This is a genomic window from Duganella lactea (assembly GCF_009857505.1).
Classification (GTDB): Bacteria; Pseudomonadota; Gammaproteobacteria; order Burkholderiales; family Burkholderiaceae_D; genus Rugamonas; species Rugamonas lactea.
This window is the reverse complement of the sequence record NZ_WWCP01000130.1, coordinates 1-255: the sequence shown is the minus strand read 5'-3', so window position 1 is coordinate 255 and position 255 is coordinate 1. Positions and strand designations below refer to the sequence as shown.

The window sequence follows — 255 nt, the reverse complement described above, 5'->3', positions numbered from 1 at the left end:
AGCACCGACCAGATCGTCGCCATGGGTTCGGCGCAGTTCAGCGGCTGGAACTCGTCGCAGTTCAACGCGCTGTCGACCAACAATATCGCGGCCATCGAAACCCGCGACCTCGTCGGCCTGAAAACCAGCATCATCGCCACGCTGAGCAGCGACCAGTTCAAGGTGCTGACCACCGACCAGGTACAAGCGCTGACCAGCGGCCAGTTCGCCGCCATCGGCACCGACAACCTGAACGCGCTGAGCACCAACCAGATC

1 protein-coding gene is annotated in these 255 nt (G+C 62.4%); it reads left to right on the top strand.

What is annotated here, in order from left to right:
* A partial coding sequence (locus GTP44_RS27010) for a hypothetical protein (RefSeq protein ID WP_161021815.1) occupies positions 1-255 on the top strand: 255 nt, incomplete at both ends.